Annotated in this window: 6 protein-coding genes; 2 read left to right on the top strand and 4 right to left on the bottom strand. The window is 63.0% G+C overall.

Annotated elements, in window-relative coordinates; all coding sequences use genetic code 11:
* The 4 genes from HQL63_15795 to HQL63_15780 form a co-directional block, all read right to left on the bottom strand.
* A partial coding sequence (locus HQL63_15795) for a hypothetical protein (GenBank protein MBF0178288.1) occupies positions 1–272 on the bottom strand: 272 nt, incomplete at its 3' end.
* Between the two features lie 45 nt (positions 273–317).
* Entirely contained in the window at positions 318–1,574 is a 1,257-nt protein-coding gene (locus HQL63_15790) for a hydroxylamine oxidoreductase (protein MBF0178287.1), read from the bottom strand.
* A 65-nt stretch (positions 1,575–1,639) separates the two neighbouring features.
* Positions 1,640–2,869: a 4Fe-4S binding protein gene (locus HQL63_15785; GenBank protein ID MBF0178286.1), complete on the bottom strand. Its 1,230-nt coding sequence runs from the start codon at positions 2,867–2,869 to the stop codon at positions 1,640–1,642.
* A gap of 25 nt (positions 2,870–2,894) precedes the next feature.
* Complete coding sequence (locus HQL63_15780) at positions 2,895–3,719, bottom strand: sterol desaturase family protein (protein MBF0178285.1); 825 nt, start codon at positions 3,717–3,719, stop codon at positions 2,895–2,897.
* Positions 3,720–3,749: 30 nt separating this feature from the next.
* On the opposite strand from HQL63_15780, the gene HQL63_15775 reads away from it, so the two are divergent.
* Entirely contained in the window at positions 3,750–3,902 is a 153-nt protein-coding gene (locus tag HQL63_15775) for a hypothetical protein (GenBank protein MBF0178284.1), read from the top strand.
* Between the two features lie 65 nt (positions 3,903–3,967).
* Positions 3,968–4,633, top strand: a complete 666-nt coding sequence (locus HQL63_15770; GenBank protein MBF0178283.1) for a metalloregulator ArsR/SmtB family transcription factor — start codon at positions 3,968–3,970, stop codon at positions 4,631–4,633.
* Positions 4,634–4,702 lie beyond the last annotated feature (69 nt).

The following is a 4,702-nucleotide window of genomic DNA, read 5'->3' as shown; positions in this document are numbered from 1 at the left end:
CAGGGACCGAACATCGCTCCCCCCGCCAGAGTGAGCACCGAACCCGGCAAAAAGAGCACGGTCGCGGCAGCGTAGAGCAGCACGAACAGCCCCATGCCAGCTGTTCCCCACTCCCGCACCAAGATTTCCAACCGGGCGGGATCAAGCCATTCCCGGTACTGATAGGCCGCAGCGATGGCCGCCGCCAGCACCGCCAGGAGGGCGATGCGCAGCAACAAGCTCCCCGGTGTTCCGGTGGAGGGTACAGCAGGGGGTGCTGAATGGTGATTCATGTCCAGGCTCTTCTTGAAAGGGTGTTGAATGGTTTTAGTCGGACATCAATTGTGGTCGCGGTTGAAACGGGTGTATTCCCCCTCCAGCCACAGGGGTTTCAGGTCCATCTCCACTTTTCCCTGGCCCCGCAGCCGTTTCGCCGCTGTGCCGATGGCCAGGGCATCCGCGTCCAGGCGCTGGTGGAAGTGTTGGGACATCTCTTTGGCGCCATGGGCCATCCCTTTGTAGGCCCCCAGGTTGTCGAAATACCACATGTCAAAATAGTCCCGCTCGATGGCTCCCACGTTGTAAAAAGCCGAGGCTTGCCCCTCGTAGAAGCCGATGCGCTCCCGGGGAAACAGCCGGGCCATCCAGTCCATGGGATAGGGGGGGCGATCCTTCGCCGAGGGGCGCAGCAGGCCATCACTGCGCAACCCCTTGAGCAGCCGTTCCACGCCGTTGAGCTTTTGCCATGCCGTCGCCCGTTCGTCGTCCAACTCCCGGAAAAACTTTCGGCCCACCTCCGGCAGGTGGCATGCGGCGCAGGTTTCCGCCCAGCGTTTGCGCTTGATCTCATTTTCGGCAGTGCGGGGGTTGACCTCCCGAATACCGAACTTCCACACCGCCTTGTCCGCCACCTGGTGGTTGCCGTCCTTCATGTGGCAATAGGCGCAGGTGGGGGTCTCGTAGTTGCCCTTGCGCAAGGGCTTGCTCCAATCCCACAGCGCCCCCTCTTTTTTGTACTTCCGGCCATGGGCGGAGGCGAAATAGGCCTCGTCGTCCGGGTGGGGCGGACCGCTGTGACAGGTCAGGCAGGCTTCGGGCCGCCGTGCCTCGGCGGCGTCGAAACGGTGCCTGGTATGGCAGGAGTCGCACTTGGTGGCCACGGAATGGCATTGCAGGCAGGCGGCCACCTCGGCCTTGGGCTTGTCGGCGAAGTGTTTGCTGTCCACCACCCGTTCCATGGCCAGGGCGTGGCTGGGAAAACCGTATTTCTTCTCCTCCTCCATCTGCGCCAGCCGCTGGGGATGGCAGGTTCCGCAGGTCCGGGGGGTGGGGAAGGTCAATTTCTGGTGATCGTCGCCATGACAGGCAGGACAGAGCACGGGCTTTTCCCCCTGGGCATGGCGGCTGGCCCGCCAATCCTTGACGAGGCCCGGCGTCACCCCAGCGTGGCATTCCAGACACTCCTGGCCTTTGAATACCCCCTCCACCCGTCCGGTTTCGGGACGGTGGTAGGTTTCCGGATCCCAATATTCGTGCAGGGGATCGGGTTGCCAATGCCCCGCGTGTTCACCGACGCCTGGGGCGTCGGGATCCATGCCACCCCAGGCGAGCGCCGGCCAACCAGGCAGCAGGGCTACCAGGCAGAAATGGGACAACAAGGCTACCAGGTAGAGATGGGCAGGCCGCATAACATCCCCAGATTGTTGATCAGCTCCGCGCCGCTGCCGATGCGGCTTGAGTAATACCACCCTCCCGCCAGGGTCGTGGCCAAGGCTGCCACGAAGAGGGCCGCTCGGAGCCGGGTGGCGGGGAGTTGCCACTCCACCCGGCGCAGCAGATGATCCCGATCCTGCCGCAAGGATGGCCAGGGCAGATTGCGCACGTCCCGGAAGGTCAGGCTCTGGGTGGGGCATTCGGTGATGCAGCGGCCACACCCCATGCACTCGGTGGTATCCACCCTGCCGCCATGGGCCGTCCCCATCTCCCACACCGGGATACCCATGTCACACACCTTCTCGCACTTGCCGCACTGGATGCAGGTGTCGGCGCCGTAGTCGATGCGAAACATCCCAGCTCGGTTCAGCAGCCCGAAGGTAGCTCCGTAAGGGCAGAGAAAACGGCAATAGCCCCGGTTGCCGATCCACGGCGAGAGCAGCATGGTGGCAAAATAGGGCAGCACCACCACCATGGCAAAAAAGCCCAGATACCCGGTGGTGACGTTGTTGGCCGGGCGGGTCATGGCCCACATGGCCCCCAGGTAGAGGGCGAACCAGATCCATTTGAGATGGCGCAGCCGCCAGGCCCACTTTCCCCTTGGAACATGATCACCATGGCGGAAGGGAAACCCCACCACCTCGCGAATCGCCACGCAGGGGCAGTTCCAGCCGCAGATCACCCGTCGCCCGAAGAGAAAGACCGCCCCCAGCACCAGAAAAAAGGTGAGCGTTCCCGGTGCATGCAGGGAGGGAAAGGCAGGCAGCCCCCCCAGATAGCCAACATACGGTTCGATAAAAGGGAACAACCAGGGGATCAGCCACCACAGCACCGCCACGTTGCCCACCAGGATCATCAACCGCCTGCGGGTGTAGGGGTTTTTCTCCGCCGCGATGCGCCAAATCCCGAAGGCGACGATGAGTGCATATTCGGTGTAGCGATTGAGCAGGATGGAGTTGTTGAACCTGAACAGCCAGGCATCGTTGAGCCAGCCGAGAAAAGCCCAGACGAAGGCAATCAGGGAGAGAGACTTGACCCACCAGGCGTATCGCCCCGCCAGGGAGCGCTGCTGCTCCACCGGCATGAGACGCTGCGCACGGGCCTTGACGCGAGTTCCGGCGGCGGGGACAACCCGCTTGGACGCGGTAAGAATTCCCTCTTCCAGAGTGGTCTCCATGGGCGTTCGCCTCACAGCTCGTTCCTCACCAGCGGCGATTGATGGTGTATTCGCCCAGACTGGAGCGGAACGGCAACAGCAGGATCGTCAGGAAGGGCTGGCACTTTTCCGGTTCCCGCAGATGCTCCAGGCCGATTTCCATGGCCTCGTGACCCTCGGCGGGTTTGGGCCAGTAGGTGCCCAGGATGCGGTCCCACCAGGAGAGGTTGAAGCCGAAGTTCATATTGGTCTCCGGCGCCAGATGGGAGTGGTGGGAGCGGTGCATGTCCGGAGTGACGAAGACCCAGCGCAACACCCGGTCGAATCCCTCCGGCAGGCGGACGTTTCCGTGGTTGAACAGGGCCATGCCGTTGAGCAGCACCTCGAAGATCATCACCGCCAGGGGCGAGGCCCCGCTGGCATGCACCGCCGCCAGTTTGATGCCCATGGAGAGCAGCGCCTCCAGGGGATGAAAGCGCAAGCCGGTGGTCACGTCCACGTCCAGGTCGGCGTGATGAACCATGTGCAGCCGCCACAGCACCGGCAAGGCATGGAACACCGCATGCTGGAGGTAGATGATGAAATCCAGCACCACCACCGCCAGCAGGGTCTCCACCCACACCGGCCAGGCGAACTGGTTGAGCAACCCCCAGCCCCGCTCCTGACCCAGGGCGGCCAGGGCCACCGCCGCCACCGGAAAGATCAACCGAACCAGCAGGGTGTCCAGCGCCACCAGGGCGAGGTTGGGCAGCCAGCGCGTCTTGCGCGACAGAGTGCGCCCGCGCCGGGGGGCGACAAGCTCCCAGACCGCCACCAGGGTCAGAACCCCCAAAAAAATTCCCAGACGCAGCATCGCCTCGTGTTCCATCATTCCTCCTTATCAACCTGTAGGCGAAAAGGCGTGCATGAACCCCACGCGCCGGAACGCCCGGAAAAGACGCCCCACGCTTCCCGCACCTTCTCCCGGAGAGAAAGGAATCCCTTGTCCCCGATGCCCGTCTTTGAAACCATGGATCACGTCCCCATCCAGGGAACACCCCCGGGAACGGTGTGACGATCCCATGGAACGCCGTAATTCAACCATATGGTTTAATACAATTCAACCATAACGTGATACCCATGTCAAGCCTTTCGTTCAAACAGGAGCTGTTCGATCATCTGGCCCGCATCGGCAAAGCGGTGGGGCAGGGCCATCGTTTGGCCATGTTGGAGTTTCTCGCGCAGGGGGAACGAACGGTGGAGTCCCTGGCGGAGCTGACGGCTTTGTCGGTCGCCAACACCTCGAAGCACTTGCAGCAGTTGCGCCATGCCGGGCTGGTGGAGACGCGCAAGGAAGGGGTGTATGTCCACTATCGGCTCTCCGACCCGGAGATCGTCACCTTGCTGGGGGTGATCCGCCGTTTGTCGGAACGCCATCTGGAAGAGGTGGAGAAGCTGGTCCGCGAATACCTGCTGGCCAAAGACGGTATGGAGCCGCTGCCTCGGGAGACGCTGCTGGAACGCATGCGGGAAGGCACCGTGACGGTGCTGGACGTGCGTCCCCGGGAGGAGTACGCGGCGGGCCATCTGCCCAGATCGTTCAACATTCCCCTGCGGGAGCTGGAGCGGCGTCTGCACGAACTCCCCCCGGACCGTGAGGTGGTGGCCTATTGCCGGGGAGCCTACTGCGTGCTCTCCTTCGATGCGGTGGAGTGGTTGCGGAAAAGGGGATTCAAGGCACGGCGGCTGGAGGAGGGTTTCCCGGAGTGGCGGCAGGCCGATCTGCCGGTGGAAAAATGCGAGTAAATGGCACACCCAAAGCCCCCCTTCTCCCAGGCCTTTTTTGCGCTGTTTGCAAAAAAGGCCCAAGGGGCG

It is taken from the genome of Magnetococcales bacterium (assembly GCA_015231175.1).
Taxonomy (GTDB): Bacteria; Pseudomonadota; Magnetococcia; order Magnetococcales; family DC0425bin3; genus HA3dbin3.
This window is presented reverse-complemented; position numbering and strand designations above follow the sequence as displayed.

What these genes read in the sequence shown, in the direction of transcription:
- HQL63_15790 (MBF0178287.1), bottom strand. Translation starts at nt 1,574, where the DNA reads ATGGATCCCGACGCCCCAGGCGTCGGTGAACACGCGGGGCATTGGCAA.
- HQL63_15785 (MBF0178286.1), bottom strand. Translation starts at nt 2,869, where the DNA reads ATGGAGACCACTCTGGAAGAGGGAATTCTTACCGCGTCCAAGCGGGTT.
- HQL63_15780 (MBF0178285.1), bottom strand. Translation starts at nt 3,719, where the DNA reads ATGATGGAACACGAGGCGATGCTGCGTCTGGGAATTTTTTTGGGGGTT.
- HQL63_15770 (MBF0178283.1), top strand. Translation starts at nt 3,968, where the DNA reads ATGTCAAGCCTTTCGTTCAAACAGGAGCTGTTCGATCATCTGGCCCGC.